Raw genomic sequence first — 610 nt, 5'->3', positions numbered from 1 at the left:
AGGCTCGTCACGGGCGCCGGGGAAGTCGAGCTCAGCGTGCCGAAGCTCCGCGGGGCGACCTTCCAGACGGCCGTCATCGAGCGCTACCGCAGGCGCGAGACCTCGGTCGAGGAGGCCATCGTCGAGATGTACCTGGCGGGCGTCTCCACCAGGAGGATCGAGGACGTCTCCGAGCTCCTGTGGGGAGCGCCGGTGTCCTCCGGCACCGTCTCCAACCTCAACGAGAGGGCCTTCGCGTCCATCGAGACATGGCGGCAGAGGCCGCTCGAGGGCGGCTACCCCTACGTCTTCGTCGACGGTATCTACCTCAAGCGCAGCTGGGGAGGGTCCTACGAGAACGTGGCCGTGCTGGTCGCCATCGGCGTCAACTCCGCCGGCGACCGGGAGGTCATCGGCTGCTCCGAGGGGTACACCGAGTCCGCGGAGTCCTGGCGCGAATTCTTCTCCTGGCTCAAGGGACGCGGGCTCTCCGGCGTACGGCTCGTCACCGGCGACAAGTGCGCGGGGATGCTCGGTGCGCTCGAGGAGGTGTTCCCCGGGGCCCGCTACCAGCGCTGCACGGTGCATTTCTACCGCAACGTGCTGGGAAGGGTTCCCGTGACCAGGCGGA

General features: G+C 68.5%; 1 protein-coding gene. It reads left to right on the top strand.

Annotation, left to right across the window (positions count from 1 at the left end; genetic code table 11):
* The coding region (locus tag ACTQWD_RS08725) for an IS256 family transposase (RefSeq protein WP_441559755.1) at positions 1-610 on the top strand (610 nt) is incomplete at both ends.

This window comes from Collinsella sp. LCP19S3_B6, from assembly GCF_052121815.1.
Classification (GTDB): Bacteria; Actinomycetota; Coriobacteriia; order Coriobacteriales; family Coriobacteriaceae; genus Collinsella.
The sequence above is the reverse complement of the archived record's forward strand: the minus strand, read 5'-3'. Positions and strand labels throughout refer to the sequence as shown.